Origin of the sequence: Pseudoflavonifractor phocaeensis, assembly GCF_016901735.1 — a bacterium.
Taxonomy (GTDB): Bacteria; Bacillota; Clostridia; order Oscillospirales; family Oscillospiraceae; genus Pseudoflavonifractor_A.
In genome coordinates, this window is record NZ_JACLZC010000001.1 from 1 (window position 1) to 25,388 (window position 25,388).

The following is a 25,388-nucleotide window of genomic DNA, read 5'->3' on the forward strand; positions in this document are numbered from 1 at the left end:
CGCTGGCGGTGGAGGAGACGCCCACCGAAGCGGAGCGCATCCGGCGCCTGGAGGAGACCAAGGCGGAGCAGGCCGACGTGGACGAGCTCCACGAGGCCCTGGACATGATCTTGACGGGAGTGGTGGAATGAAGGAAGAGCTGAGGGCTAGGATCATCGCCTATAACCGGGCCGTGGCCGCCAACCGGGAGAAAGCCGAGGACCTCATGACCATCCTGGGCGCGCTGCCGCCCGGACAGGTGAAAAACCTCCTGAAGGACGAGACCATTGGCCCCATCCTGGAAAAGTACGGAATCACGGAGGAGGACAAATGAGTAAATTGATTGCAGATATTCCAATGGATCAGGTTGTGGCCATTGAGCTCTATCTGGGCTACTGTCGGGAGACGCTCTCTCAGGTGGCGGCCAAGGCCAGAGCCCGCCGGCCTGACTGCAAGGTGTACGTCATTAACGGCGGAATGTGGAACCCCGACGGCTCCGCCTGCCCGCTTCTCAAGGCGGAGGGTGACTGGATCTCCGGCAAGCCTTGGACAGCCTACGGCTACGGCTGGGACACCGGGCCGGATGTATGCCTGACGCTGGAGCGGGATCGCTACGCTAATTTTTGGACGACCACACCGCTGATCGGTCCCTCCGGCCCCATCACCTCTTTGAGCTATGCCGCTGCCCAGGGCGGCATCCGTGGCCGGAGCGGCATGGGAATGAAGCTGGGATACCTGCGGCTGTATGCCTCCCAGGACGGCACAAAGGATGCCCGCACCCCGGAGGGACTGCGAAACGACATGGCCGCGGATGGCTGCACCTCCTTCGTCATGGGAGATGGCGGTGGGTCCGCTCAGTGCTGGTTTGACGGACAAGTCATCCCCGGAGACGGCCGGAAGTGCCACAACTATATCGTGGTTTATGCGAAAAACAAGAAGGAGGACAAGCCTGTGGATGAAATCACCAGCACCATCATGACTGGGTCAGCCTGCTATAAGGCGGGGAAGACCATCACCCCCAGGGGCATCATGGTACATAGCACCGCAGCGCCCGGCGTCATGGCCGACAGCCTGAGGGCCACCTGGAACAACTCCAACACCGACGCGGCAGTCCACGCCATCATCGACGACACCCAGACGCTCCAGACGCTGCCCTGGACCTGCCGGGGCTGGCACGCCGGCGTCGGCTCCGGCGGAAAGAGCGCCAACGACACCCATATCAGCTTTGAGATCTGCGAGCCGGAGGAGTGCCGCCTGCTGCCGGCGGAGTGGGTGGCGCTGTACCGGGGCAACACCAACCCCGCCTGGGCAGTGACGCGGCTCCAGCTGGAGCTCCAGGCCAGGGGGTATGATCCCAAGGGCGTGGACGGCTCCTTTGGCCCGGGGTGCGAGGCGGCGGTGAAAGCCTACCAGGCCGACGCCGGTCTTACGGTGGATGGCTCCTGCGGCCCCGCCACCCGGGCGGCGCTGGCCACCCGGTCTGGCAGCTATCTGGCCTATAATCCCCAGGAGGTGGAGGACTATTTCCAGGCGGTCTGGACCCGTGCCGTGGCGCTGTGCGCCAAGCTGTGCCGGGACTACGGACTGGACCCTGTGACGGATATCCTGTGCCATGCGGAGGGCTGCCGGGTGGGCATCGCCTCCAACCACGCCGACGTGGAGCACTGGTTTCCCCAGCACGGCAAGAGCATGGACGATTTTAGGCAGGAGGTAAAGGAGAAGATGGAAGGGAAGACGGAGACCACCGCACCCTGGTATGCTGACGCCCAGAAATGGGCTATGGAAATGGGTATTGCAGACGGCACCCGGCCCACGGACCCCTGCACCCGGGCCGAGGAGTGGACCATGCTCCAGCGGCTTTATCGCCTCATCAAGGAGGGGAAGTGATGGACAAGGTCAACGCCTTCAAGGCGACTGTCTCCGCCGTCTGCGCCGCCCTCACCGCCCTGTGGGGCTGGTTTGGCTGGGTGGTGTTTGCCTGGGTCTGCTTTATGGCCATTGACTACCTCACCGGCTCCGCTGCCGCCTGTAAAAACGGCGAGTGGTCCAGCGCTGTGGCCCGGGAGGGCATCTGGCACAAGGCGGGGGAGATCGTGGCCGTGATGGTGGCCGGGCTCCTGGATCTGGTGGTGGGGCACCTGCTGGGCAATATCCCGGTGACCCTGCCGTTTGCCTATACCGTCCTCATCTGCCCGCTGGTGGTCACCTGGTACATCCTCACCGAGGCGGGAAGTATTATCGAAAATGCCGGCGCCCTGGGTGCGCCCATTCCGTCCTGGATGGCCAAGACCGTGGACGCCCTCCAGGACGCCGTGGATGAGGCAGGGGACAAGATCACACCGGAGGAAGAGGATAAATAGGTATCCAGATACGGAATGGGCAGCGCAAAAAACGTGGCGCTATGACCGTTCAAAAAAACATTTTATAGTTAGCAATACAGTTAGCGAATTTCTTCAATCCATTGCGGCACAACGGGTTTTCAGCCCCTGCTAAGGGAGTAGTGTGGGAAACCGCAGCGAGGGTTCAAATCCCTCCTTCTCCGCCAAAGAGGACTGAAATCAACGAAAAGACGTTGGTTCCAGTCCTCTTTTTTGTTTCCGGCAATTTTTAATATCCATATCCAGGCTGCTGGAATAATATATATAGTATATATAGTATATGTGTATATCTGATGAGATGGACGAATAAAACGGTTGAAAATTCCTATGAAGAAGGGTATTATAGATTCAAAAAGATATTCAAAAAAGATGTGACGGAGTTGGTCTTTGACGGGGAAATCAATATAGACATGGACGGATACCATGAGACGTGAGTAAGGCGTGTGAATTTTTGTATGGCCGACAAAAGAAAAATCGATCATAGCCACCCGGACTATGTCCAATACAGGGAGCAGTGTAACGTGCTGTTGTCAGACTACCAGGCACAGGCGGAACAAATCGAGCGGGAAGGGCGTAAGCAGTATCCGGATTGGCATGGTAGGGACACTCCGTGGGGCACGCAAGAAAATGAGGCATTACAGGTATTGTTTTGTCGGTTAAATGCCCTTCAAGAGAGATACGAATACCTGTTTATTCAAGATGGAAGCACTTAGTGAGAAAAGACGATGAAGATAAAATATCCAGACGATTACTTTGGAAAGAAGCTCCGTATCCACGACGTGGATGGAAACATTTATACTGGCGAGCTGTACGGTTATAACTTTGATTATGACGATGCAGGAAACCAATTTGCGGAAATCGACCTGGAAACGGCGTCTCATATCATAGGGTTCACGGAGATGGAAATCGCTCATATCGAAGTTCTGGACGATGAGAAAAAGAACGATGCATGAGATACTTCAGGCCATTGAGGCCATTCTCCGGCGAGGCAACGGCGCCGAGGTTCGCCGGAAGGGAGCGAAGGCACGCAAATGAGGTATACAGAAAAGGACCTGTTTGACTATATGGATTCCGGCCGGGTTCTGCGCGTGACCGTATGCGGCGGCCAGACGTTTGCAGGGCGGTGTTGGGCCTACGGGGCTGTGGTAAGCAAAGAAGAATTTGGCATTGCAGAGCCTTGTCTGGATGTTGGATGCAGTACGGTGCTTGCGCTCAGTGAAATTGAACGTATTGCATTTGCGGGTGATGCGACATGACGGATGAGATGATGAAAGCCATCGAGGACATCCTCCTTTCTGATATGTCCGACAGGAATTTAACGTTAGAGCAGTTCTGGAAACTGCCCGAGCAGGAACGCGGGAGAAGATACGCGGATTTGTCGGAGGAGGAGCGGCTGAACGTACGGCTTCATATGTTGCCGGGTGTGATTCATCCACTGTGTAATATATGTAGATACTATCACGGCTCTGCAACTTGTGAGGCTTTTCCCAATGGAATCCCGGGAGAGCACATCCGAATGGTGATGGATGACCCAGGCATCGTATGTAGGGGAGGCTATCATTATCAACAAAGATAAAATCGGTTCTACTATGAGCGCAAAAGAATTATTTGACTGGATCGACAGCCTGGCCCAGGATATTGACTTTGAGTATCATGGGAAATCCGGCTCCATCTGCCCGTTCAGCCGGTCTGATATATCCCTTTGCTACAACGGGGAAGAAGTAACGGTTCATTCCGTGGAAGCGGCCATGCGGGAACCCTTTCTTGACGGTCATTCACTGGAAGAACTCGCGGAGGAGCTGCGGCTCTGAAAGGGACATAATTGACTTCAGGAACTGAGTGTTGGAGGCACAGGTACAAATGAAAGTAAGGTATATGGGGAAATCAGACCCGCTCACGTTGACCCATGGAAAGGTTTATGAGATCATTGAAAAAAGCGGAAAAAACCGGCCTCTCCTCTGATCGGGATAGGCCGGTTTTCTGTGCCGCCGGACGGGAAAAGGAAGGCGGAATTTCATAACCCAGCCGCCCGGATCTCGGTGTCCCGGCTCAGGAGCGCCCCGGCCTCCGGGTCCACATACCGGCCCTGGACCTTCTGGCCCAGCTGTTGGGCGGCCGGATAGCGGATGTAGTTTTTCCCCAAAATATAATTGCGGAATATTGTCCAAATGTCAGCCGTCAGCGACAGGCTGGTTACAAATGCGTGACAGGAGAATGGAACCGCGGCACGCAAAGACGGCGAAACAGTACAAAAGGCGGAGGCATGACCGGAAAACGCCACAGCGAAAGTCCATAAAACCCGCCGGTCCAAAGATAGGGCTTTCCTTTTTGCATATTCTTGTGTATAATAGAATGGATATTGGATATACCGGGCGGCAGGGAAAGCGGCCCGGATTGGAGGCAAAACATGACTAGAACCAATGCCCGCGAGATCGCGGTCCATTTTACCTTTGAGCTGGGTTTTTTCCATGAAACGGCGGACGAACTGCTGGACGCCATGCTGACCCCCGCCACCTTCGCCCAGATCGGGGGGGAGGAGCCCCTGTACGCCAAGTTCCCCGATGAGGAGCAGCAGGCTTATATCCGCACCCTGGTGCGCGGGGTCTACGCCCACTGCCCGGAGCTGGACGAGTATATTTCCCGCTACGCCATCGGCTGGAAATTCGCCCGCATCCCCCGGGTGGCCATCGCCATCATGCGGGTGGCCATGTACGAGATCCTGTATATGCAGGACATCCCCAACGCCGCCGCCATCAATGAGGCGGTGGAGCTGACCAAGCGCTATGAGAGCCCCGAGGTGGTGTCCTTCGTCAACGGCATTTTGGGCACCTTCGTGCGCAGCGAGTGCCTGCCCGAGCGGCAGAGCCCCATCGCCCCCAAGCAGGAGACAGGGGAGGAGCAGCCCCAATGAGCGGCCGGTTCCTGGGCCTGGACACCAGCAACTATACCACCTCCGCCGCGGTTTTTGACGGCGAAACGGGCCTCAACTGCGGCAGGCTACTGGAGGTGCCCGCCGGCGCCCTGGGTCTGCGGCAGAGCGACGCCCTCTTTCAGCACGTCAAGGCTCTGCCCGGACTCATCGCCCGGCTGCGGGCGGAGGGGTGGCTCACGGGGCTGAAGGGGGTGGCCGCCTCGGTGCGGCCCCGTCCGGTGGAGGGGTCCTATATGCCCTGCTTTCTGGCGGGAGAGGGACAGGGGAGAGCCATTGCCGACGCGCTGGGGGCGCCCTTTTTCCCGGTGTCCCACCAGCAGGGGCACCTGGCCGCCGCCGCCTGGTCCGCCGGCCGCCTTGACCTGCTGGACAGGCCCTTTTTGGCCTGGCACCTTTCCGGCGGCACCACCGAGCTGCTGCGGGTGGAGCCGGCGGGCAAAAACGTGTCCATTGAAAAGCTGGGGGGCACCAGCGACATCTCCGCCGGCCAGCTCATCGACCGCACCGGCCAGAAGCTGGGATTAAACTTTCCGGCGGGTAAGGCGCTGGACGACCTGGCCGCTCGGTCCGACTGCGCCGACGGGTTCAAGGTCAAGCGCAGCGGCCTGACCTTCTCCCTGTCCGGGGTGGAGAATCAAGTACAAAAACGCATCGACCAGGGGGAACCGCCCGCCGACGTGGCCCGGTTCGCCCTGAATACCATAGCCGACATTGTGCGCCGCACCACCGAGGCGGCCAGGGAAGGGGAGAGCGGGCTGCCGGTTCTCTTTTCCGGCGGGGTGGCGTCCAACCGGATTTTAAGACAGTATATGGCCGGCGCCCTCTTTGCCGAGCCCCGCTACTCCACCGACAACGCCATGGGGGTGGCCATTCTGGCCAGCCGCCTTTGGGAGGAAGGACGATGAACAGCGTCTATACCGTTTCCCAGATCAACCAGTATATCAAGAGCCTGCTGGACGGTGACCGGGTGCTGGGGGGCGTGATGATCCGGGGCGAGCTTTCCAATTATAAGGTGTACCCCTCGGGGCACCACTACTTCTCCCTGAAAGATGGGGAAGGAGCCATACGCTGCGTGATGTTCCGGCGGGAGGCGTCCGCCCTGCGCTTTCGTCCCCAGAACGGGATGCAGGTGGTGGCTTTCGGCCGGGTGACCGTCTTTCCCCGGGACGGGCAGTATCAGCTCTACTGTTCCCAGCTCTCGCCGGAGGGGGTGGGGGAGCTGCACTTGGCCTTTGAAGCCTGTAAGGAAAAGCTCTACCGGGAGGGCCTCTTTGACCCGGCCCATAAAAAGCCCATCCCCCGCTATCCGGCGCGCATCGCCCTGATCACCTCGGCGGCGGGCGCGGCGGTGCGGGACATGCTGCGCATTCTGAAAGCCCGGTGGCCCATGAGCGAAATTTTTGTGCTCCCCGTGCGGGTGCAGGGGGCCGAGGCCCCGGCGGAGATCGCCGCCGCCCTGGGGTGGGCCAACCGCTACCGGGTGGCTGACCTCATCATCACCGGCCGGGGCGGCGGGTCCATGGAGGATCTGTGGTGCTTCAACGACGAGGGGGTGGCCAGAGCCATCTATGCCTCGGAAATCCCGGTGATCTCGGCGGTGGGCCACGAACCGGACGTGACCATCGCCGATTTTGTGGCCGACCTGCGGGCCGCCACCCCGTCCAACGCCGCCGAGCTGGCGGTGCCCGACCAGAGCGAGGTCTCCGGGGGGCTCATGCAGCTCCAGCGGCGGATGCAGCGGGCCATGGTCCGGCAGCTGGAGCGGGCCGGGAGCCGGCTGGAGCAGCTGGCCCGGCGGCGGGCGCTCACTGACCCCATGGCCCCCATCCAGGACCGCCGCCTGCTGCTGGACTACCAGCGGGAACGGCTCTCCGGCGCGCTGCGGCGGAGACTGAGCGGAGAACGGGAGCGCCTGGCCGCGCTGGCGGCGGGGCTGGACGCCATGAGCCCCCTGAAGGTGCTGGGCCGGGGCTACGCCGTGGCCCGGAAGGCGGACGGCACCGTGGTGCGCAGCGCCGGACAGGTGGCGCCGGGCGACGGACTGTCTCTCCGCGTGGCGGAGGGGACCATTTTCTGCCGTGTGGCGGAGGGAGAAAGGAGCCAGGACCATGGCTGTGAAGAAAAGCTTTGAAGAGGCCGCCGGCCGGCTGGAGGAGATCGTCCGCCGGATGGAAGAGGGGGACGTCTCCCTGGAGGAGTCCATGGCCCTCTTTGAGGAGGGGACGGCGCTGATGAAGCAATGCACCACCATGCTCAACCGGGCCGAGCAGAAGGTCCGCAAGCTGGTGGCCGGACCGGACGGCGCGCCGGTGGAGGCCCCGATGGAAGGAGAGGACGGACAATGAACTTTGCCCAACAGATGAAGGAGGATACCGCTCTGGTGGAGGCGTGGCTCCACGAGGCGTTCCGGGAGCGGGAGACCCGGGCGGACCTGTACGACGCCATGCGGTACAGTCTGCTGGCCGGCGGCAAGCGGCTGCGCCCGGTGCTGATGCTGGAGACCTGCCGGCTGTGCGGCGGCGATCCGGAGCAGATTCTGCCCTTTGCCTGCGCCATTGAGATGCTGCACACCTATTCCCTCATCCACGACGATCTGCCCAGCATGGATAACGACGACCTGCGCCGTGGCCGGCCCACCAACCACAAGGTCTACGGCGAGGCCACCGCCATTCTGGCGGGCGACGCGTTGCTGACGGCGGCCTTTGAGACCATGCTGGAGAGCGGCTGCGATTTGCCGGCCCAGCGGGTGCTGGACGCGGCGGCCTGTCTGGGCCGGGCGGCGGGCGCCCGGGGCATGGTGGGCGGACAGGCGCTGGATATGGCCGGCGAGGGCCACGCCCTGGCGCTTTCCGAGGTGGAGGAGTTACAGCGGCTCAAGACGGGGGCCCTCATCTCGGCGGCCTGCGAGATGGGCTGCATCCTGGCCGGCGGCAGCCCGGAGGAGCGGAAGGCGGTGGTCAAATACGCCCAGAAGCTGGGTCTGGCCTTCCAGATCCGGGACGACATGCTGGACGTGGAGGGCGACGCCGCCACCCTGGGCAAGCCCATCGGCTCCGACGCGGCCAACGAAAAGACCACCTTTGTGACCCTCAAGGGCCTGGAGCAGTGCCACAAGCTGGTGGAGCAGCTCACCGCCGAGGCCGAGCGCGCCCTGGACGGCTTTGCCCAGCCGGAGTTTCTCCGCTGGCTGGCCCGCACCCTGGTGGGCCGCAACAATTGAGGGAGGAGAGGGACCGATGCCCATTGACGTTGAGAACGTGACCCATGTGCTGACGGGAAATCTGATCCTGAATCTCTCCATTCTGGCCTGGGCCCTGGCCCAGATCATCAAGTTTTTCGTGGTGCTGGTGCGCAACCGCCGGCTGGACTGGCGGCACATCCTGTCCAGCGGCGGTATGCCCAGCTCTCACTCGGCTTTTGTGTGCGCCTGCGCCTCGTCGGTGGGGGTGATGGAGGGGTGGACGTCGGTGGCCTTCGCCATTTCGGCGGTGGTGGCCATCGTGGTCATGTACGACGCCTCCAACGTCCGCCGGGCGGCGGGCGAAATGGCCAAGATCCTCAACTATATGATGGACCACTGGCAGGAGATGCGCCCCCAGTTTTTCACCAAGGAGCTCAAGGAGCTTTTGGGCCACACCCCGTTTCAGGTGGTCATGGGCGCGCTGCTGGGCGTGGCCGTGGGTCTGGGCGGCATGTGGCTGTGGGGGTGAACACGGCGGACGGCGGGAAGCGCACGGGGAGGTGTTAGTATCGTCACGCTGGAAGAGGAAGAACGAAACATGAGAGAACTTACGGACCAGGAGGCGGAGGCCCTCTGCACCCGCCTCCGGTCTTTTTTGATTGACAGCGTGTCGCGGACGGGGGGACATCTTGCCTCCAATCTGGGCGCCGTGGAGATCACGGTGGCCATCCACCGGGTCTTTGACACCGGCCGGGACCGGCTGGTCTTTGACGTGGGCCACCAGTGCTATATTCACAAAATCCTCGCCGGCCGTGCCGGGCAGATGGACACGCTGCGCACCCTCAACGGTCTGGCGGGCTTTCCCAAGCCGGCGGAGAGCGTCCATGACGCCTTCATTGCGGGCCACGCCTCCAACTCGGTGTCGGTGGCGGTGGGCATGGCCCGGGCCCGGACGCTGCGGGGGGAGGATTATCAGGTCCTGGCCCTCATCGGCGACGGGGCCCTCACCGGCGGTCTGGCCTACGAGGGCCTGTCCGACGCGGGGAGCAGCGGGGAGCCGCTCATCGTCATTTTGAATGACAACGGCATGTCCATCACCAAGAACGTGGGGGGCGTGGCGGAGCATCTGGCCCGCCAGCGGCTAAAGCCCCAGTATCTCCGCTTCAAGGCGGGCTACCGGAAGGTGATGGGGGTGCTGCCCGGGGGCAAGCGGATCTACCGGATCACCCACGGCATTAAGACCGCCATCAAAGGGACGCTGCTGCCGTGCAGCATGTTTGAGGACATGGGCTTTGCCTATCTGGGCCCGGTGGACGGCCACGACGTGCGCCGTCTGACTCGTCTGCTCCAGTACGCCAGGGAGCTGAAGGGTCCGGTGCTCCTCCATATCCGCACCACCAAGGGCAAGGGCTATCCGCCCGCCGAGCGCAACCCGGACAAATTCCACGGCGTGGGCCGGTTCTGCGTGGAGAGCGGCGAGGCGGTGAGCCGGGGCGGGACGGATTTTTCCGCCGTCTTTGGTCAGACCCTCTGCGCCCTGGCGGAGGAGGACGAACGGGTGTGCGCCATTACGGCGGCCATGCAGTCGGGCACCGGTCTGGACGGTTTTTTTGCCCGGTATCCCCAGCGGTCCTTTGACGTGGGCATTGCCGAGGGGCACGCCACCGCCATGGCGGCGGGCATGGCCAAGCAGGGCATGATACCGGTATTCGCGGTATACAGCACCTTTTTGCAGCGCTCCTGTGATATGCTGCTCCATGACGTGGGCATCCAGAAGCTGCACGTGGTCTTTGGGGTGGACCGGGCCGGCCTGGTGGGGGCCGACGGCGAGACCCACCACGGGGTATTCGACATCGGTCTCCTGTCGCTGGTGCCGGGCATGACGGTATACTGTCCGGCCAGCTTTGCCGAGCTGCGCCGCGCCCTCCGGCAGGCGGTGGCGGAATGTACCGGCCCGGTGGCCATCCGCTACCCCAGAGGGGGAGAGGGCCCCTGGCAGGGAGACGCTGGCCCCGCGCCCGCGGCGGTGCTGCGGGAGGGGAAGGATATCACGCTGGTGAGCTACGGCACCCTCATCAACCAGGTGCTGGACGCCGCACGGCTGCTGGAGGAGAGAGGGATCTCGGCGGAGGTTGTAAAGCTTTACCGCATTACACCCTTTGACGGGGAGCTGCTGTGCGCCTCGGCGGCAAAGACGGGCTGTGTTTTGGCGGCGGAGGAGTGCGCGGCGGGCAGCGCCGTGGGCCCCCGGATCGCCGCCGCCCTGCTGGAGGGCGGAATTGCCGTAAAGGGATTTGCTTTACAGAACTTGGGGGACAAGTATGTGCCCCACGGAACGGTGGACGAGCTGCGCACTCTGTGCGGACTGTCGCCGGAAGCCATAGCGAAACGAGCGGAGGAGGTTCTGGGCCGTGGCTAAGAAGAGATTGGATGTACTGCTCACCGAGCGCGGGCTGTTTGAGAGCCGGCAGAAGGCCCAGGCCACCATCATGAGCGGGCTGGTATTTGTGGACGGGCAGCGGGTGGATAAGGCGGGCGCCGGGGTGTCGGAGGACGCCCAGATCGAGGTGCGCGGCAAGGCCATCCCCTATGTGAGCCGGGGCGGTCTGAAGCTGGAAAAGGCCATGGCGGTCTTTCCGGTGGACCTGAAGGGCAAGGTCTGCGCCGACATTGGGGCGTCTACCGGGGGCTTTTCCGACTGTATGCTGCAAAACGGCGCGGGGAAGGTCTACGCGGTGGACACCGGCTATGGCAAGCTGGACTGGAAGATCCGCACCGACCCCAGGGTGGTGGCGCTGGAGCGGACCAACGCCCGCTATCTGACCCATGAACAGATCCCGGAGGAGCTGGATTTTGCGTCGGTGGACGTGTCCTTTATTTCGCTGCGGCTCATTCTGCCGGCCCTGCGGGGGGTGCTCTCGCCCACGGGGCAGGTGGTCTGCCTGGTGAAGCCTCAGTTTGAGGCCGGTCGTGAGAAGGTGGGCAAAAAGGGGGTCGTCCGGGACCCCAAGGTCCATCTGGAGGTGCTGGAGCATTTTCTGGACTACGCCAAAGAGGCGGATTTTACCGTAAAGGATATGGACTTTTCACCCATCCGGGGACCGGAGGGGAACATCGAATACCTGGCATACCTCCACGTGGGGGCCGGCGGGGCCGGCTGGACGGGCGACCTGTGGGCGCTGGTGGAGGAATCCCATCGGGTACTGGAGGGAACGGGACATTGAAGATCATACTCAGCCCCAATCCCTACCGGGATAAGGGCCTGAAGGTGGCCCAGGCGGCCATGCGGGTGCTGGCGGGGGCCGGCGCGGAGACGTGTATCTGCCTGCCCTTTCTGCCGGAGGGGAGCAGCGCCACCGAGCTGCCCCGCCATCTGGACTACGCCAACATGGAGGAGGAGCTGCCCACGGCGGAGGCGCTGGTCTGCTTCGGGGGAGACGGCACCATCCTCCACGCGGCCAAGGACGCGGTGGCCCACAAGGTCCCCATTTTGGGGGTGAATCTGGGCAGCGTGGGCTTTATGGCCGAGGTGGAACAGGGGGAGCTGTCCATGCTGGCCCGGCTTCCGTCAGGCAAGTTCACCGTGGAGACCCGCATGATGCTGGAGGTGGAGGTGCGCCGGGAGGGAAAGACGGTCTTTTCCGACCTGGCCCTCAACGACGCGGTGGTGACCAAGGGCGCGGTGTCCCGGGTGGTGGATGTGGAGGTCCGGTGCGACCGGGCGCCCATCATGGCCTTTTCGGGGGACGGCGTCATCGTCAGCACTCCCACCGGCTCCACGGCCTACTCCATGTCGGCGGGGGGGCCTCTGGTGGAGCCCACGGCGGACAATATCATCGTCACCCCCATCTGTCCCCACGCGGTCAATGTGCTGCCCTTTGTGCTGGACCACCGCCGTCAGGTGACGGTGAAGATGAAGGCCCTGTCCCGCAAGATCGCCTACCTTTCGGTGGACGGGGGCAAGGCCTTCCGGCTCAGCGGCGGGGACATCATGCTGGTCCGGCAGGCGCGGGTAAGGACCCGTCTGATCCGTCTGACCGGACGCACGTTTTATGAAGTCATGACCCATAAACTAGGAAGGATGTGAGCTTCACCACATGAAAGCCAAACGACAGCAGGAGATCCTGCGCATCATCCAGGAGCAGGAGGTAGAGACCCAGGACCAGCTTTTGGCGGAACTGCGGGACCGGGGAGTCCAGTCCACCCAGGCCACCATTTCCCGGGACATCAAGGAGCTCCATCTCATCAAGGAGCTGACCGGCCACGGCACCTACCGCTACGCGGTCTCGGAGCGGAAGGTCTCCCTCAATGTGGCGGGCCGGCTGCGCACGATTTTCAAGGAGGGGGTCACCTCCTTTGATGTGGCCCAGAACATCGTGGTCATCAAGACCATGCCGGGCCTGGCCTCCGCGGCCTGCGCCGCCATCGACGGTATGGACATCGACGGCCTGGTGGGCAGTCTGGCGGGAGACGATACCGCCCTGCTCATCATGCGCACCAGCGAGTCGGCCATGGAATTCAGCGACGAGATCCACAAAATGCTGCAATAAAGAGTGGAGAGTGGAGATAGAAGAGTGCAGATATGGAATTCGCCTGCGGCGAATGAGTTGAAATCGGTCCGGCTCTGCCGGACACAATATCTCCACTCTTCACTCTTAAACTCTCCACTCTTCTTATCTAGTTTGTCCGGAGGTACTTATGCTTTCGCTGCTCCACATCGAAAATATCGCCGTCATCGAACGGGCAGACATCCAGTTCGACGGCGGCTTTAATGTCCTTACCGGCGAGACCGGCGCGGGCAAATCCATCGTCATCGACGCCATCGGTGCCATCACCGGCGGGCGGACCAGCCGGGATCTGATCCGCACCGGGGCCCGGTCGGCCCGGGTGGAGGCCCAGTTCACCGGCGTGGAGGCGCTGCCCGAGCTGTCCGACATGGGCATCACGCCGGAGGGGGGCGAGCTCCTGCTCCAGCGGGAGATCCAGGGGGACGGCAAGAACGTCTGCCGGATGAACGGCCGGCTCATCACGGTGGCACAGCTGCGGGAGGTGGGCCGGTCTCTCATCAACATCCACGGCCAGCACGACGGCCAGCAGCTGCTGGACGAGCGCTGTCACCTGTCCTACCTGGACAGCTTCGGCGGGACGGAGGCATTGCTGGACGGGTTTCAGCGGGCCTACGGGGTGCTGAGCGATTTACGGCGGCAGATCGCCGCACTCCAGATGGACGACGCGGAAAAAGCCCGGCGGGTGGACAGCCTGACTTATCAGATCGGGGAGCTGGAGCGGGCCGGGCTTCGGCCCGGGGAAGAGGCGGCCCTCACCGAGCGGCGGACCCTGCTGCGGGGCGCGGAAAAGATCATCGAGGGGGTGCAGGCGGCCCACTTCGCCCTGTCCGGCGACGATGACGCCCCCGGCGCGGCGGCGCTGGCCGGCGAGGCGTACGGGGCGCTGTCCGCGCTGTCGGACATGAGCGGCGAGCTGTCGGCGGCGGCGGACCGGCTGGCGGAGCTGTCGGCGGCGGCGGAGGAAGCGGCCGAGCTGGTGCGGGATTTAAGGGAGACCTTCGACTTTGAGCCGGGGGAGCTGGACGAGATCGAGAGCCGGCTGGACGTACTCTACCGGCTGAAGAAGAAGTACGGCGACACGGAGGAGGAGATGCTGGCCTATCTGGACAAGTGCCGGGCGGAGCTGGACCAGATCGCCTATTCGGACGACGCCATCGCCCGGCTGGAGACGGCCCGGGCCCAGGCGGAAGGGGAGGCCCGGCAAAAGGCGGAGATTTTGTCCGCCGCCCGCAAGGAAGCGGGGAAGGCGCTGCAAGGGCGCATCCAGCGGGAACTCTCCCAGCTGGATATGCCCAAGGTGCGGTTTGAGACCCAGTTCCGGCCCAAGGGGGGCGCGCTGGGTATGGACGAGACCGGCATGGACGAGGTGCAGTTCCTCATGTCGGCCAACGTGGGGGAGGATCTGAAACCCATTCAGAAGATCGCCTCGGGCGGCGAGCTGTCCCGCATCATGCTGGCACTGAAAAATGTACTGGCGGAAAACGAGCCTATCGCCACGCTGATCTTTGACGAGGTGGACACCGGCGTCTCCGGCCGGGCGGCTCAGCGGGTGGCGGAGAAAATGTCGGACGTGGCCCAGCACAAGCAGGTGCTGTGCGTGACCCATCTGGCCCAGATTGCCGCCATGGCGGACACCCATTTCTCGGTGGAGAAGGGGGAGCGGGACGGCCGGACCTATACCCGGGTGGACCGGCTGGACCGGGAGCAGCGCAAGGGAGAATTGGCCCGGCTCACCGGCGGGGCCCACATCACGCCGGCCATTCTGGCGGGGGCGGCGGAGCTGCTGGACGAGGCCGGCCGGTACAAGGAGGGACAGCATGGAGGATGAGATGGTGCGTCTTTCCTTCCGGCTGACCAGGAAGGAGTACACAAAGGCGGTGCGGTTTTATCTGCGCAAGAGCTGGCGGGTGAGCTGGCTGCAAGGCGTGGTGCTGGTCCTGGCTCTGGCGGGGGTGCTCTGGTCGGCCTGGGCCATGGGCGCGCTGGACCTGCTCCACACCTTCGCGCTGGTCCTTCTGCTGCTGGTGGCGGGTGTGTTGGGGTGGGTCTATCTGATCCAGCCGGGCCGGACCTTTGCCCGGGACCCCCAGCTGTCCCAGCCGGTGCGCTTTTGCTTTTCGGCGGAGGATATCGTCCGGGAAACGGAAGAGAAGGCGGAGTATCTGGACTGGCAGGTCAAACGCTTTTGGCGGAGCCGGCAGTTTTACTATCTCTTCCAGGCCGACGGCAGCTGGCTTTTGCTTCCCCGCCGGGCGTTCGGGAGCGCCCAGGACCAGGGAAAATTTGAGGACCTGGTCCGCCGGGTCAACGGAGAGGCCCAGGTCCGGTTTTTCGGCTCTTGACAAAGGGGAGAAAGGCGGATATAATACCATCTGATACAGCCACTGTGAGGAAAAGGCAGAGTAGCGGAGCCCTGTCCCGCCCAGAGAACCCCCGTTTTGGTGTAAGGGGGAGGGGACGGGCCGTGAATACACCTTGGAGCAGCCGCCTGAACGCGGGAGGACCGTTATTAGGGCTGAGTCGGGCGCGCCCGTTATCGCGCAGCCGTGTGTTGGCACGGCCCGAGGTCATTCCCGCGAGGGAGTGGCGAACCAGAGGTGGTACCGCGTATCAAAGACGCCCTCTGTCCGAACGGACAGGGGGCTTTTTTGCGTCAAAGGAGGGGAAAGATGGACCGGAGCGTTTGTATCCGCTGCGGCGGGACCATGGTCTCCATGGGACGGCAGCTGCTGCGGAAAGGGAACCCCGGCTGGCATCTGCGGGGGGACTTTGAGCACGAGAGCGCGGAAAGCTCTCTTCCGGTGGAGGTGTGGCGCTGCACGAGCTGTCAGCATCTGGACTTCTATCTGGCCGAACGTACCGCGCCGGGACCCGGTTCCGGCATCGCCCAGGCGCCCTGTCCCTACTGCGGCCAGCTCCACGAACTGGACGACCCCAAATGTCCCCACTGCGGGAAACGGTTATTCTGAATAAAGGAGTAATGAACATGACTTGTTACGAAGAACTGAAGGCCCGGGGCCTCATCGCCCAGGTGACCAACGAGGAAGAGATTTCCAGGATGATCAACGAGGGGAAGGCGGTCTTTTACATCGGCTTTGACCCCACCGCCGACTCCCTCCATGTGGGCCACTTCATGGCCCTGTGCCTGATGAAGCGCCTCCAGATGGCGGGCAACCGGCCCATTGCCCTCATCGGCGGCGGCACCGGCATGGTGGGCGACCCCTCCGGCCGGTCCGATATGCGCCAGATGATGACCCCCGAGACCATCCAGCACAACTGTGACTGCTTCAAAAAGCAGATGGAGCGGTTTATCGAGTTCGGCGAGGGCAAGGCCCAGATGGTGAACAATGCCGACTGGCTCCTCAAGCTCAACTATGTGGAGCTGCTGCGGGACGTGGGCGCCTGCTTCTCGGTGAACAACATGCTCCGGGCCGAGTGCTACAAGCAGCGCATGGAGAAGGGCCTCAGCTTCCTGGAATTCAACTACATGATTATGCAGTCCTACGACTTTTACCATCTCTTCCAGCACTACGGCTGCAACATGCAGTTCGGCGGCGACGACCAGTGGTCCAACATGCTGGGCGGCACCGAGCTCATCCGCCGCAAGCTGGGCAAGGACGCCCACGCCATGACCATCACCCTGCTGCTCAACTCCGAGGGCAAGAAGATGGGCAAGACCCAGTCGGGCGCGGTGTGGCTGGACCCCAACAAGACCAGCCCATACGACTTCTATCAGTACTGGCGCAACGTGGGCGACGCGGACGTGCTCAAGTGCCTGCGGATGCTCACCTTCCTGCCCATCGAGCAGATCGACGAGATGGACAAGTGGGAGGGCGCCCAGCTCAACACCGCCAAGGAGATCCTGGCCTTTGAGCTGACCCAGCTGGTCCACGGCACCGAGGAGGCCAAAAAGGCCCAGGACGCGGCCAAGGCTCTGTTTGTGGGCGGCGGCGACATGAGCAACGTGCCCACCACCACCCTCACCGCCGCCGACCTGACCGACGGTTCCATCGGCGTGCTGGACCTGATGCTCAAATGCGGCCTGATCCCCTCCAAGAAGGAGGGCCGCCGTCTGGTGGAGCAGGGCGGCGTGGCCGTCAACGGCGAGAAGGTGTCCGATGTGAATACCGCGTTCACCGCCGATTCCTTCGGCGAGGAGGGCCTGATGATCAAGAAGGGCAAGAAGGTATTCCACAGAGCAAGCCTGGAAAGATAAGAGATAAAAGATAAAAGATAGAGGACCGCGTCGGGGGACAGGAAAGCGTACCGCCTCTGACGCGGCCTTTTCTTTCTTCTCTTTATTCAACAAAACAAAACTTTTGTGTAGTTTGTAGGGGCGGCCTTTATGGCCGCCCGCGTAATCCCGTGCATGGACGGCGGGCGACCACAAGGATCGCCCCTACGGGCTTTTTATATCAAGAGGGCAGAGCATAAAAAAGTCCCCGTGATATGCAAACACGCATACCACGGGGAAAGGGACAAGGAGCGGGACAGGGAAGCGGTCTCCACCAACCTTCCCTATCTCCTATCTTCTATCTCCTCACTCCTAACTCACAATCTCTCCCATGTCGTACAGCCCCGGCTCCTGGACGGTGGAGAGGAACTTGGCGGCCCGTACCGCGCCGGAGGCAAAGACCTCCCGGCTCATGGCGGAGTGGCGGAGTTCGATGACCTCGTCCCGGCCGGCAAAGATGATCTCGTGGTCGCCCACGATGTTGCCCCCCCGGACGGCGGAGATGCCGATCTCGTGGGGGTCCCGCTTCTGACGGACCGACTGGCGGTCGTAGACGTAGTGGGCCTCGTAGGGGAGGGCCTGGGCGGCGGCGTCGGCGATCATGAGGGCGGTGCCGGAGGGGGCGTCCACCTTGCGGTTGTGGTGGCGCTCCACGATCTCCACGTCGTACCCGCCCCCCAGCACGGCGGCGGCCTTTTTCACCAGGTCCAACAGCACGTTGATTCCCAGAGAGAAGTTGGCCGAGCGGAAAATGGGGATGACCTGGGCGGCGTCGCTGATCTGGGCGATTTGCTCCTCCGAGTAGCCGGTGGTGGCCAGGACCAGGGGGACCTTTTTGTCCTTGCCGAAGTCCAGCAGGCCGTCCAGGGCGGCGGGGGAGGAGAAGTCGATGAGGGCGTCGGCCTGGCCGGTAAACTGGGCGGGGGAGGAAAAGACGGGGAAGGGCCGGTCGCCGGCGCCCAGCAGGTCGAAGCCGGCCGCCACCTCCACGTCGGGGTCCTCGGCGCAGATGTCGGCCACCACCCTGCCCATGTGGCCGTTGCAGCCGGAAATGAGTAGTTTCGTCATGGCGTTCTTATCCTCCGATGACGCCGGCGCGGACCATGGCGGCCTTAAGGACCTCCAGGTTTTTGTCCGAAATGTCGCACAGGGGGAGACGGAGTCCGCCGGCCTGATGTCCGGCCAGATTCATGGCGGCCTTGATGGGGATGGGGTTGACCTCGGTGAAGAGGGCGTCGATCAGGTCCATATAGCCGATCTGGAGCTGGGCGGCCTCGGTGAACCGGTCCTCCAGGCAGAGGTGGCTCATCTTGACCATGATCTCGGGCACCAGGTTGGAGGCCACCGAGATGACGCCCTTGGCGCCCAGGCTCATCATGGGCACCACCTGGTCGTCGTTGCCCGACCAGATGTAGAAGTCGTCGGGGCAGACGCAGCGGGTGTGGGCCAGGAGGGAGAAGTTGCCGCTGGCCTCCTTGACGCCGTTGATCTGGGGATTTTGGGCCAGATACTTGTAGGTCTCGGCGGTGAAGGAGACGCCGGTGCGGGAGGGGACGTTATAGAGGATGATGGGCAGGTCCACCCGGTCGGCGATGTACTCATAGTGGCGGATAAGGCCGGTTTGGGTGGCCTTATTATAATAAGGTGTCACATGGAGGAGGGCGTCGGCGCCGGAGTCCTGGGCGTGCTGGGAGAGGTAGACGGCGGCGGAGGTGTCGTTGCTGCCCGCGCCGGCGATGATCTTCACCCGGTGGTTGGCCCGCTTGACGCAGAATTCCACCACGGCGATGTGCTCCCGGATGCTCATGGTGGCGCTCTCGCCGGTGGTGCCGCAGACGCAGATAGCATCCACGCCCCGCTGGATCTGGTTGTCGATGAGGGCGCCGAAGGCGTCGTAATTGATGGCGCCGCTCTCGTCGAAGGGGGTGACGATGGCGGTACAGGTACCGGTGAAAATGGGCTCTCTCATGGCGTTACCTCCTTGTAATATATTGCTCGGCGCACAGCAGCTCGGCCAGCAGCACGGCGCCGCCCGCCGCGCCTCTCAGGGTGTTGTGGGAGAGGCAGACGAACTTATAGTCGTACTGGGTGTCGGGGCGGAGGCGACCGGTGCAGATGGACATACCGTTTTCGGTCATCCGGTCCAGGCGGGTCTGGGGACGGCTGGGATCGGTAAAGTAGTGGATGAACTGCTTGGGGGCGGAGGGGAGGTCCAGCTCCTGGGCGCGGCCCCGGAAGGACTGCCAGGCGCTGAGAATCTCCTCCTCGGTGGGCTTTTTGTCAAAGCTGGCAAAGACGGCGGCCATATGGCCGTTGGAGGCCGCCACCCGGAAGCACTGGGCGGTGATGGAGGGGGTGTCGGCGTTGACGATGACGCCCTGTTCCATGTCCACGCGGCCCCACAGCTTGAGGGGTTCCTTCTCGCTCTTTTCCTCCTCGCCGCCGATGTAGGGGATGACGTTATCCACCATCTCGGGCCAGGACTGGAAGGTCTTGCCCGCGCCGGAGATGGCCTGATAGGTACACACCAGCACCTTGGAGAGGCCGAAGGCCCGCAGGGGATGGAGGGCGGGGACGTAGCTCTGGAGGGAGCAGTTGGATTTTACCGCGATGAAGCCCCGCCGGGTACCCAGGCGGCGGCGCTGGGCGGCGATGACCTCCAGATGCTGGGGGTTGATTTCGGGCACCACCATGGGCACGTCGGGCGTCCAGCGGTGGGCGGAGTTGTTGGACACCACGGGGCACTCGTGCTTGGCGTAGGCCTCCTCCAGGGCCTGGATCTCCTCCTTTTTCATGTCCACGGCGGAGAAGACGAAGTCCACCATGGAGGCGATTTTTTCGATGTCGGCCTCGGCGTTGAGGACCACGAGGTTTTTCGCCTCCTGGGGGATGGGGGTATCCATGGCCCAGCGGCCCTCCACGGCCTGGGCGTAGGTCTTGCCGGCGGAGCGGGGGCTGGCGGCCACGGCGGTGAGCTTGAACCAGGGGTGGTTTTCCATGAGGGTGACGAAGCGCTGGCCCACCATACCGGTGCAGCCGATGACGCCTACCTTATACTGTTCCATTGTTGCAAAAACCTCCAATAACCATACTCTATTCAGAAAAGCCTGAAATAGTCCAGAAAGAGGGGCGGACGGGCGGTCCGTCCCGGGCGGGGAAAAAAAGAAAATCAGCGGGTTTACAGACCGGCTGATTTTGTACTATAATGACAGGGATATGATGCCCCGCCACCATATTGCAAAAGCAGACAGCGCTCCACCGGGCCCAACCGGTGACAGCCGCGGCGCTGTTCGCCACCGCGTCCAGAGAAAGCCCTCCCGAGCGGGACTTCTCTTCGGCGGCGTTCCCCTTCGCGGTACGGATCGGCGGGCCCTGGGAGCCCTCCCCGCGCTACACATGAACGCCGCAACCTCTATCTTGCTTATTTTCTTCATACTAACACAGCCGGAAAGGGATGTCAATACGCTTTGCCGGAGTAAATCGAAAAATCAAACCACATTTCACCCGAGAGAACAGGAGTAGAACCATGAACGCAAAGATCTGGAAGAAGGCACTGGCCCTGTGTCTGGGCGGGGCGCTGCTGCTGCCGGCGGTTCCGGTGCAGGCTGCCGCCGCCGAGACCGACGTCATCCGCATCGGCCTGGCCTACGGCAGCACCGCGCTGCCGGCGGCCAACCTGCAAAACAGCGTGGGCTCGGGCTACCGCCTGGGCTACTTTGACAGCGACGGCGATTTTGTCCAGCTGGCCGCCGTCACCGGCATTGACAAGCTGACCATGCTCAAGGCGGAGAACCTGTATCTCTCCGGCGGCAGCTACACCGCCACGGCGGGGGGGACCCTGGTGGGCTGCTGGTACTTGCAGCTGCCCGGGGCCTACGCCGACTTTGACGCCGCGAAAAAGGCGGCGGCTGCGCTGAGCGGCGGCTTCCCGGCCTGGGTGGCGGGGGAGTGGCAGGTGCGGGTGGGCAGCTGGGCCAGCAAGGCCGACGCCCAGGCCGCCCAGACCGCCCTGGGGCTGACCGACGCCCAGGTGGTGGAGGCGGGGGACTACGCCGTGTCGGTGGTGGAGACGGGCAAGACCGCCATTCTCTTCCACTTTGACGGCGGCTCCAGCCAGGCGCTGGGGGTGCTGCCCGACACCACCGGCAAGAGCGACCCGGTGACCTGGTTCAAGGGATATAAATACTACGGCGGCTTTCGGTATGAGCGCATCAACGGCGGGGACCTGACGGTGGTGAACATGGTGGATCTGGAGGACTACATCTCCTGCGTCATCACCTGGGAGATGAGCGCCTCCTGGCCGGTGGAGGCCCTGAAGGCCCAGGCCTGCTGCGCCCGGACCTACGCCCTGCGCAACCTGAACAAGCACAGCACTTATCACTTCGATTTGTGCTCCGAGACCGACTGCCAGGCCTACCACGGCACCAGCCAGGTGACGGCCAACAGCAACGCCGCCGCCGCGGCCACCGAGGGGGAGTGCATCTGGTATAACGGCTCCCTCATCGAGGCCACCTACTTCTCCAGCGACGGCGGGGCCACCGAGAACTCGGAAAACGTGTGGACCAACACCGTGCCCTATCTGCGGGGGGTGGTGGACCCCTATGAGGCGTCCGTCGCCAGCGAGATCACCAACTACAACTGGACGGTCCGCTATACCGCCAGCGAGCTGGCCGACAAGCTGCGGGCCAAGGGCTATTCCTGCGCCTCCATCGCCTCCTTCCAGGTGTCCCAGCTCACCCCCACCGGCAACGTAAAGTCGGTGAAGGTGGTGGACACGGCGGGCAAGTCGTGGACCATTCCCGGCGCCACCCTCCGCTCCATTCTGGGTACCTCCGTCCTCCGGTCCATCCGCTTTTCCATCACCAGCACCGGCGGCACCGGCGGCAGCGTCTCGCTGGCGGGTGGGAGCACGGCGTCCAGCCTCAGCGGGCTGTATGCCATCTCGGGGGACGGCAGCGTGTCCCAGCTGCCCGACCTGCCCTACGTCATCACCAGCAGCGGGGTCTCGGCCATGACCACCGCCGGCGGCGGCAGCACCTACACCCTCTCAGGCACCGGCTGGGGCCACAGCGTGGGCATGAGCCAGTACGGCGCCAAGGCCATGGCCAAGCAGGGGTATACTTATGATGAGATTCTGGAATTTTATTACACAGGAGTGGACGTTTACTAAGCTATGAAAACATCGGATTTTAACTTTGACCTGCCGGAAGAACTGATTGCACAGACCCCGCTGGAGCGGCGGGACGCCTCCCGGCTGCTGGTGCTGGACAAGGCCACCGGCGAGACGGCCCATATGCACTTTTACGACCTGCCCAAGCTGCTCCGCCCCGGCGACTGTCTGGTGCTCAACGACTCCCGGGTGCTGCCCGCCCGTCTGCTGGGCCACCGGGCGCCGGGCGGCGGCGCGGTGGAGGTGCTGCTGCTCATCGACCGGGGGGAGAAGGTGTGGGAGTGTCTGGTCCGTCCCGGCCGGAAGGTGCGGACGGGGGCCAAGCTCTCCTTTGGGGACGGGGCCTTGACCGCCGAGGTGACGGAGGTGCTGGAAAACGGCAACCGGCTCATCCGCTTTGACTACGAGGGGATTTTTCTTGAAACCCTGGAAAAGCTGGGCAAGATGCCCCTGCCGCCCTACATCAAGGCGGAGCTCAACGATCCGGAGCGGTATCAGACGGTCTACTCCCGGGAGGTGGGCTCGGCGGCGGCGCCCACGGCGGGGCTCCACTTCACCAGGGAGCTGTTGGCGGAGCTCCAGGCCATGGGGGTCCGGCTGGCCTATGTGACCCTCCATGTGGGACTGGGCACCTTCCGGCCGGTGAAGGAGGACGAAATCACCGACCACGAGATGCATTCGGAGTACTGCATGATCTCCAAGGAGACGTCGGACATCATCAATAACACCCGCAAAAACGGGGGACGGGTGATCTGTGTGGGCACCACCTCCTGCCGGACCATTGAAAGCTGGGCGGCGGAGGACGGGACCCTGAAGGAGAGCGCCGGGTGGACCAACATTTTTATCTATCCGGGTTATAAGTTCAAGGTGCTGGACTGCCTCATCACCAATTTCCATCTGCCCGAGTCCACCCTGGTGATGCTGGTGTCGGCGCTGGCGGGGCGGGAGCACATCCTGAGCGCCTATCAGGAGGCCATTGAACAGAGATACCGCTTTTTCTCCTTTGGGGACGCCATGTTCATCACGGATGAGATAAAAGATAAGAGATAAGAGATAAAAGATAGGGCGGGCTGGTTCGTAGGGGCGGCCTTTATGGCCGCCCGTGTTCTCCCTGCAACGCTGGCGGGCGACCACAAGGGTCGCCCCTACAAATGGGTGGAAAGTTTTAGCCCGTGTCCCCGCCGCGCCTGCCATTCCTGTAATTGACAAACCGGGGCCGGATAGGGTACAATAAATAAAATGGCGAGTTTTCGGACACGCTGAAGAAATTGGATGAGAAAGGGCCCCTCAAACGGGGCTTTTCTCTGTTCCGGTCCTGCCGCGTGGCGGGGCCGGCCGAGAGGGGAGCTCTTTCATGGACTGCGCTACGGTATCCGTGCTGGAATTTCTGTTGGAATCCCTGCTGCACCCGCTGAACGCCGGATGGGCCACCTGTCTGGGCATTTTGATGCTGGGCCTGTCCGGCTTTTTGCTTCAGATGCTGGCCATCACCCGGATCAAGCAGACGGCGCTGCGGGTGCTGCCCCTGTTGACGGCGTTTCTGTTCTGCCTGTACGGGGAAGCCCGGTGGAACGGCTGGTTTTTGTCGGCGGAGCAGATGGCCTCTCTGCCAACGGACCGGTTTTCCGGCTTTATTTTCTGCTTTGTGGGTCTGCCCATGCTGATCGGGGCGGGCCTGGCCTGGCTGGTGCGGGCCATCCGCCGGTGGAAGGCGGCCAAGGCGGAGCAAGAGGACGCACACGAGGAATAACGGAGGGTTACGTTTGTTTACTGTCATCAAGCAAGAGGGACGTGCGCGCCGGGGTGTGTTCACCTGTGCCCACGGCACGGTGCAGACCCCGGTTTTCATGAATGTGGGCACCCAGGGCGTCATCAAGGGCGCGGTGTCCGCCCACGATTTGAAGGACATCGGATGTCAGGTGGAGCTGTCCAACACCTATCACCTCCACCTGCGCCCCGGCGACCAGGTGGTCAGGGCCATGGGGGGGCTGCACAAGTTCATGGACTGGGACGGTCCCATTCTCACCGACTCGGGGGGATTCCAGGTCTTTTCCCTGGCCGGCCTGCGGAAGATCAGGGAGGAGGGGGTCACCTTCGCCTCCCACATCGACGGCCGTAAAATCTTCATGGGCCCCGAGGAGTCCATGCAGATCCAGTCCAATCTGGGCAGCGATATCGCCATGGCCTTTGACGAGTGCGTGGAAAATCCCGCCGCCTACGAGTACGCCAAAGCCTCCTGTGAGCGGACCCTCCGGTGGCTGGCGCGGTGCAAGGCGGAGCATGACCGGCTCAACGCCCTGCCCGACACGGTGAATCCCCGGCAGATGCTCTTCGGCATCAACCAGGGGGCCACCTACCCGGACCTCCGGGTGTGGCACATGCAGGAGACCGCCAAGATCGACTGCGACGGCTACGCCATCGGCGGCCTGGCGGTGGGGGAGCCCACTCAGGTGATGTACGACGTCATCGACGCGGTGGAGCCCCATATGCCCAAGGACAAGCCCCGCTATCTCATGGGGGTGGGCACGCCGTCCAACATCATCGAGGCGGTCCACCGGGGGGTGGACTTCTTCGACTGCGTCATGCCCGCCCGCAACGCCCGCCACGGCAAGCTCTACACCTGGGAAGGGGCCATCAACATCAAAAATGAGAAGTACAAGCTGGACGAGCGCCCCATCGACCCCACCTGCGACTGTCCGGCGTGTCAGCACTTCTCCCGGGCCTATCTGCGCCACCTCTTCGCGGCCGGCGAGATGCTGGCCATGCGCCTGGCGGTGCTCCACAACCTGCATTTTTATAACACCCTCATGGCGCGCATCCGGGAACATCTGGACAACGGTTCTTTTGAGGACTTCCGGGCGGAATATTCCGCCAAGCTGGAACAGAAGCTGTGAGAAAAGGACTTGCCAAACGATACGGTCTGCTTTATAATAAGTAGGAATTGAT

The 25,388-nt window shown here is 62.8% G+C and carries 29 protein-coding genes and 1 riboswitch; of the genes, 25 read left to right on the top strand and 4 right to left on the bottom strand.

Annotated elements, in window-relative coordinates:
• The first annotated feature begins 127 nt into the window (after nucleotides 1-127).
• The 7 genes from H7U37_RS00005 to H7U37_RS00035 all read left to right on the top strand — a co-directional run bounded on the left by H7U37_RS00005 (nucleotide 128) and on the right by H7U37_RS00035 (nucleotide 4,168).
• Nucleotides 128-313 carry a hypothetical protein gene (locus tag H7U37_RS00005; RefSeq protein ID WP_204872594.1) on the top strand — a complete coding sequence of 62 codons (186 nt, stop codon included), beginning with the start codon at nucleotides 128-130 and terminating at the stop codon, nucleotides 311-313.
• Complete coding sequence (locus H7U37_RS16540) at nucleotides 310-1,866, top strand: peptidoglycan recognition protein family protein (protein WP_204872596.1); 1,557 nt, start codon at nucleotides 310-312, stop codon at nucleotides 1,864-1,866. The genes H7U37_RS00005 and H7U37_RS16540 overlap by 4 nt, the downstream gene beginning before the upstream one ends.
• On the top strand, nucleotides 1,866-2,339 hold the full coding sequence (locus tag H7U37_RS00015) for a phage holin family protein (RefSeq protein ID WP_204872598.1): 474 nt from the start codon (nucleotides 1,866-1,868) through the stop codon (nucleotides 2,337-2,339). The genes H7U37_RS16540 and H7U37_RS00015 overlap by 1 nt, the downstream gene beginning before the upstream one ends.
• A gap of 743 nt (nucleotides 2,340-3,082) precedes the next feature.
• Nucleotides 3,083-3,310, top strand: a complete 228-nt coding sequence (locus tag H7U37_RS00020; RefSeq protein WP_204872600.1) for a hypothetical protein — start codon at nucleotides 3,083-3,085, stop codon at nucleotides 3,308-3,310.
• 78 nt (nucleotides 3,311-3,388) lie between these two features.
• The gene (locus tag H7U37_RS00025) at nucleotides 3,389-3,613 is read left to right on the top strand and encodes a hypothetical protein (protein ID WP_204872602.1); all 225 of its coding nucleotides are present in this window, start codon (nucleotides 3,389-3,391) and stop codon (nucleotides 3,611-3,613) included.
• On the top strand, nucleotides 3,610-3,933 hold the full coding sequence (locus tag H7U37_RS00030) for a hypothetical protein (RefSeq protein ID WP_204872604.1): 324 nt from the start codon (nucleotides 3,610-3,612) through the stop codon (nucleotides 3,931-3,933). The genes H7U37_RS00025 and H7U37_RS00030 overlap by 4 nt, the downstream gene beginning before the upstream one ends.
• Nucleotides 3,934-3,946: 13 nt before the next feature.
• Nucleotides 3,947-4,168: a hypothetical protein gene (locus H7U37_RS00035; protein ID WP_204872606.1), complete on the top strand. Its 222-nt coding sequence runs from the start codon at nucleotides 3,947-3,949 to the stop codon at nucleotides 4,166-4,168.
• Nucleotides 4,169-4,371: 203 nt separating this feature from the next.
• Here the strand turns inward: H7U37_RS00035 and H7U37_RS15960 are convergent, their stop codons facing one another.
• Entirely contained in the window at nucleotides 4,372-4,500 is a 129-nt protein-coding gene (locus H7U37_RS15960; protein WP_272873439.1) for a hypothetical protein, read from the bottom strand.
• A gap of 264 nt (nucleotides 4,501-4,764) precedes the next feature.
• Between H7U37_RS15960 and nusB the strand changes: the two genes are divergently transcribed.
• The 14 genes from nusB (at nucleotide 4,765) to tyrS (ending at nucleotide 17,254) form a co-directional block, all read left to right on the top strand.
• A complete protein-coding gene (gene nusB / locus H7U37_RS00040) occupies nucleotides 4,765-5,268 on the top strand; it encodes a transcription antitermination factor NusB (RefSeq protein WP_204872608.1) in 504 nt (167 codons plus the stop codon).
• The gene (locus tag H7U37_RS00045; RefSeq protein WP_204872610.1) at nucleotides 5,265-6,194 is read left to right on the top strand and encodes a Kae1-like domain-containing protein; all 930 of its coding nucleotides are present in this window, start codon (nucleotides 5,265-5,267) and stop codon (nucleotides 6,192-6,194) included. Before nusB ends, H7U37_RS00045 begins: the two co-directional genes overlap by 4 nt.
• Nucleotides 6,191-7,420: an exodeoxyribonuclease VII large subunit gene (xseA, locus tag H7U37_RS00050; protein WP_204872612.1), complete on the top strand. Its 1,230-nt coding sequence runs from the start codon at nucleotides 6,191-6,193 to the stop codon at nucleotides 7,418-7,420. Before H7U37_RS00045 ends, xseA begins: the two co-directional genes overlap by 4 nt.
• Entirely contained in the window at nucleotides 7,398-7,634 is a 237-nt protein-coding gene (gene xseB / locus H7U37_RS00055; RefSeq protein WP_204872614.1) for an exodeoxyribonuclease VII small subunit, read from the top strand. The genes xseA and xseB overlap by 23 nt, the downstream gene beginning before the upstream one ends.
• Nucleotides 7,631-8,509, top strand: a complete 879-nt coding sequence (locus H7U37_RS00060; RefSeq protein ID WP_204872616.1) for a polyprenyl synthetase family protein — start codon at nucleotides 7,631-7,633, stop codon at nucleotides 8,507-8,509. The genes xseB and H7U37_RS00060 overlap by 4 nt, the downstream gene beginning before the upstream one ends.
• Before the next feature lie 16 nt (nucleotides 8,510-8,525).
• Nucleotides 8,526-8,999, top strand: coding sequence for a divergent PAP2 family protein (locus H7U37_RS00065; protein ID WP_204872618.1), 474 nt, complete (start codon nucleotides 8,526-8,528; stop codon nucleotides 8,997-8,999).
• A gap of 48 nt (nucleotides 9,000-9,047) precedes the next feature.
• A complete protein-coding gene (gene dxs / locus H7U37_RS00070) occupies nucleotides 9,048-10,889 on the top strand; it encodes a 1-deoxy-D-xylulose-5-phosphate synthase (protein ID WP_272873447.1) in 1,842 nt (613 codons plus the stop codon).
• Complete coding sequence (locus tag H7U37_RS00075) at nucleotides 10,882-11,694, top strand: TlyA family rRNA (cytidine-2'-O)-methyltransferase (RefSeq protein WP_204872622.1); 813 nt, start codon at nucleotides 10,882-10,884, stop codon at nucleotides 11,692-11,694. Before dxs ends, H7U37_RS00075 begins: the two co-directional genes overlap by 8 nt.
• Entirely contained in the window at nucleotides 11,691-12,557 is an 867-nt protein-coding gene (locus tag H7U37_RS00080) for an NAD(+)/NADH kinase (protein WP_204872623.1), read from the top strand. The genes H7U37_RS00075 and H7U37_RS00080 overlap by 4 nt, the downstream gene beginning before the upstream one ends.
• Nucleotides 12,558-12,567: 10 nt before the next feature.
• Nucleotides 12,568-13,020 carry an arginine repressor gene (locus tag H7U37_RS00085; RefSeq protein WP_204872624.1) on the top strand — a complete coding sequence of 151 codons (453 nt, stop codon included), beginning with the start codon at nucleotides 12,568-12,570 and terminating at the stop codon, nucleotides 13,018-13,020.
• A gap of 148 nt (nucleotides 13,021-13,168) precedes the next feature.
• On the top strand, nucleotides 13,169-14,866 hold the full coding sequence (gene recN, locus H7U37_RS00090; protein WP_204872625.1) for a DNA repair protein RecN: 1,698 nt from the start codon (nucleotides 13,169-13,171) through the stop codon (nucleotides 14,864-14,866).
• Nucleotides 14,856-15,380, top strand: coding sequence for a YcxB family protein (locus tag H7U37_RS00095; protein WP_204872626.1), 525 nt, complete (start codon nucleotides 14,856-14,858; stop codon nucleotides 15,378-15,380). Before recN ends, H7U37_RS00095 begins: the two co-directional genes overlap by 11 nt.
• 327 nt (nucleotides 15,381-15,707) lie before the next feature.
• Nucleotides 15,708-16,007, top strand: coding sequence for a zinc ribbon domain-containing protein (locus H7U37_RS00100; protein ID WP_204872627.1), 300 nt, complete (start codon nucleotides 15,708-15,710; stop codon nucleotides 16,005-16,007).
• Between the two features lie 17 nt (nucleotides 16,008-16,024).
• Entirely contained in the window at nucleotides 16,025-17,254 is a 1,230-nt protein-coding gene (tyrS, locus tag H7U37_RS00105) for a tyrosine--tRNA ligase (protein WP_204872628.1), read from the top strand.
• Between the two features lie 330 nt (nucleotides 17,255-17,584).
• On the opposite strand, the gene dapB is transcribed toward tyrS, so the two are convergent.
• From dapB to asd, 3 genes are read right to left on the bottom strand one after another with little or no spacing between them, the layout of a single operon-like run.
• Nucleotides 17,585-18,340: a 4-hydroxy-tetrahydrodipicolinate reductase gene (dapB, locus tag H7U37_RS00110; protein WP_204872629.1), complete on the bottom strand. Its 756-nt coding sequence runs from the start codon at nucleotides 18,338-18,340 to the stop codon at nucleotides 17,585-17,587.
• A 7-nt stretch (nucleotides 18,341-18,347) separates the two neighbouring features.
• Nucleotides 18,348-19,241, bottom strand: coding sequence for a 4-hydroxy-tetrahydrodipicolinate synthase (gene dapA, locus H7U37_RS00115; protein WP_204872630.1), 894 nt, complete (start codon nucleotides 19,239-19,241; stop codon nucleotides 18,348-18,350).
• Nucleotides 19,242-19,245: 4 nt separating this feature from the next.
• Nucleotides 19,246-20,337 carry an aspartate-semialdehyde dehydrogenase gene (gene asd / locus H7U37_RS00120; RefSeq protein WP_204872632.1) on the bottom strand — a complete coding sequence of 364 codons (1,092 nt, stop codon included), beginning with the start codon at nucleotides 20,335-20,337 and terminating at the stop codon, nucleotides 19,246-19,248.
• A 175-nt stretch (nucleotides 20,338-20,512) separates the two neighbouring features.
• Nucleotides 20,513-20,695: riboswitch (Lysine riboswitch) on the bottom strand.
• A 103-nt stretch (nucleotides 20,696-20,798) separates the two neighbouring features.
• Between asd and H7U37_RS00125 the strand changes: the two genes are divergently transcribed.
• From H7U37_RS00125 to tgt, 4 genes are all read left to right on the top strand, one after another.
• Nucleotides 20,799-22,442, top strand: a complete 1,644-nt coding sequence (locus H7U37_RS00125) for a SpoIID/LytB domain-containing protein (RefSeq protein ID WP_204872633.1) — start codon at nucleotides 20,799-20,801, stop codon at nucleotides 22,440-22,442.
• Between the two features lie 3 nt (nucleotides 22,443-22,445).
• Nucleotides 22,446-23,492 carry a tRNA preQ1(34) S-adenosylmethionine ribosyltransferase-isomerase QueA gene (gene queA, locus H7U37_RS00130; protein WP_204872634.1) on the top strand — a complete coding sequence of 349 codons (1,047 nt, stop codon included), beginning with the start codon at nucleotides 22,446-22,448 and terminating at the stop codon, nucleotides 23,490-23,492.
• A gap of 304 nt (nucleotides 23,493-23,796) precedes the next feature.
• A complete protein-coding gene (locus H7U37_RS00135) occupies nucleotides 23,797-24,192 on the top strand; it encodes a hypothetical protein (RefSeq protein ID WP_204872635.1) in 396 nt (131 codons plus the stop codon).
• A gap of 13 nt (nucleotides 24,193-24,205) precedes the next feature.
• On the top strand, nucleotides 24,206-25,336 hold the full coding sequence (gene tgt, locus H7U37_RS00140; protein ID WP_204872636.1) for a tRNA guanosine(34) transglycosylase Tgt: 1,131 nt from the start codon (nucleotides 24,206-24,208) through the stop codon (nucleotides 25,334-25,336).
• Nucleotides 25,337-25,388: the final 52 nt, after the last annotated feature.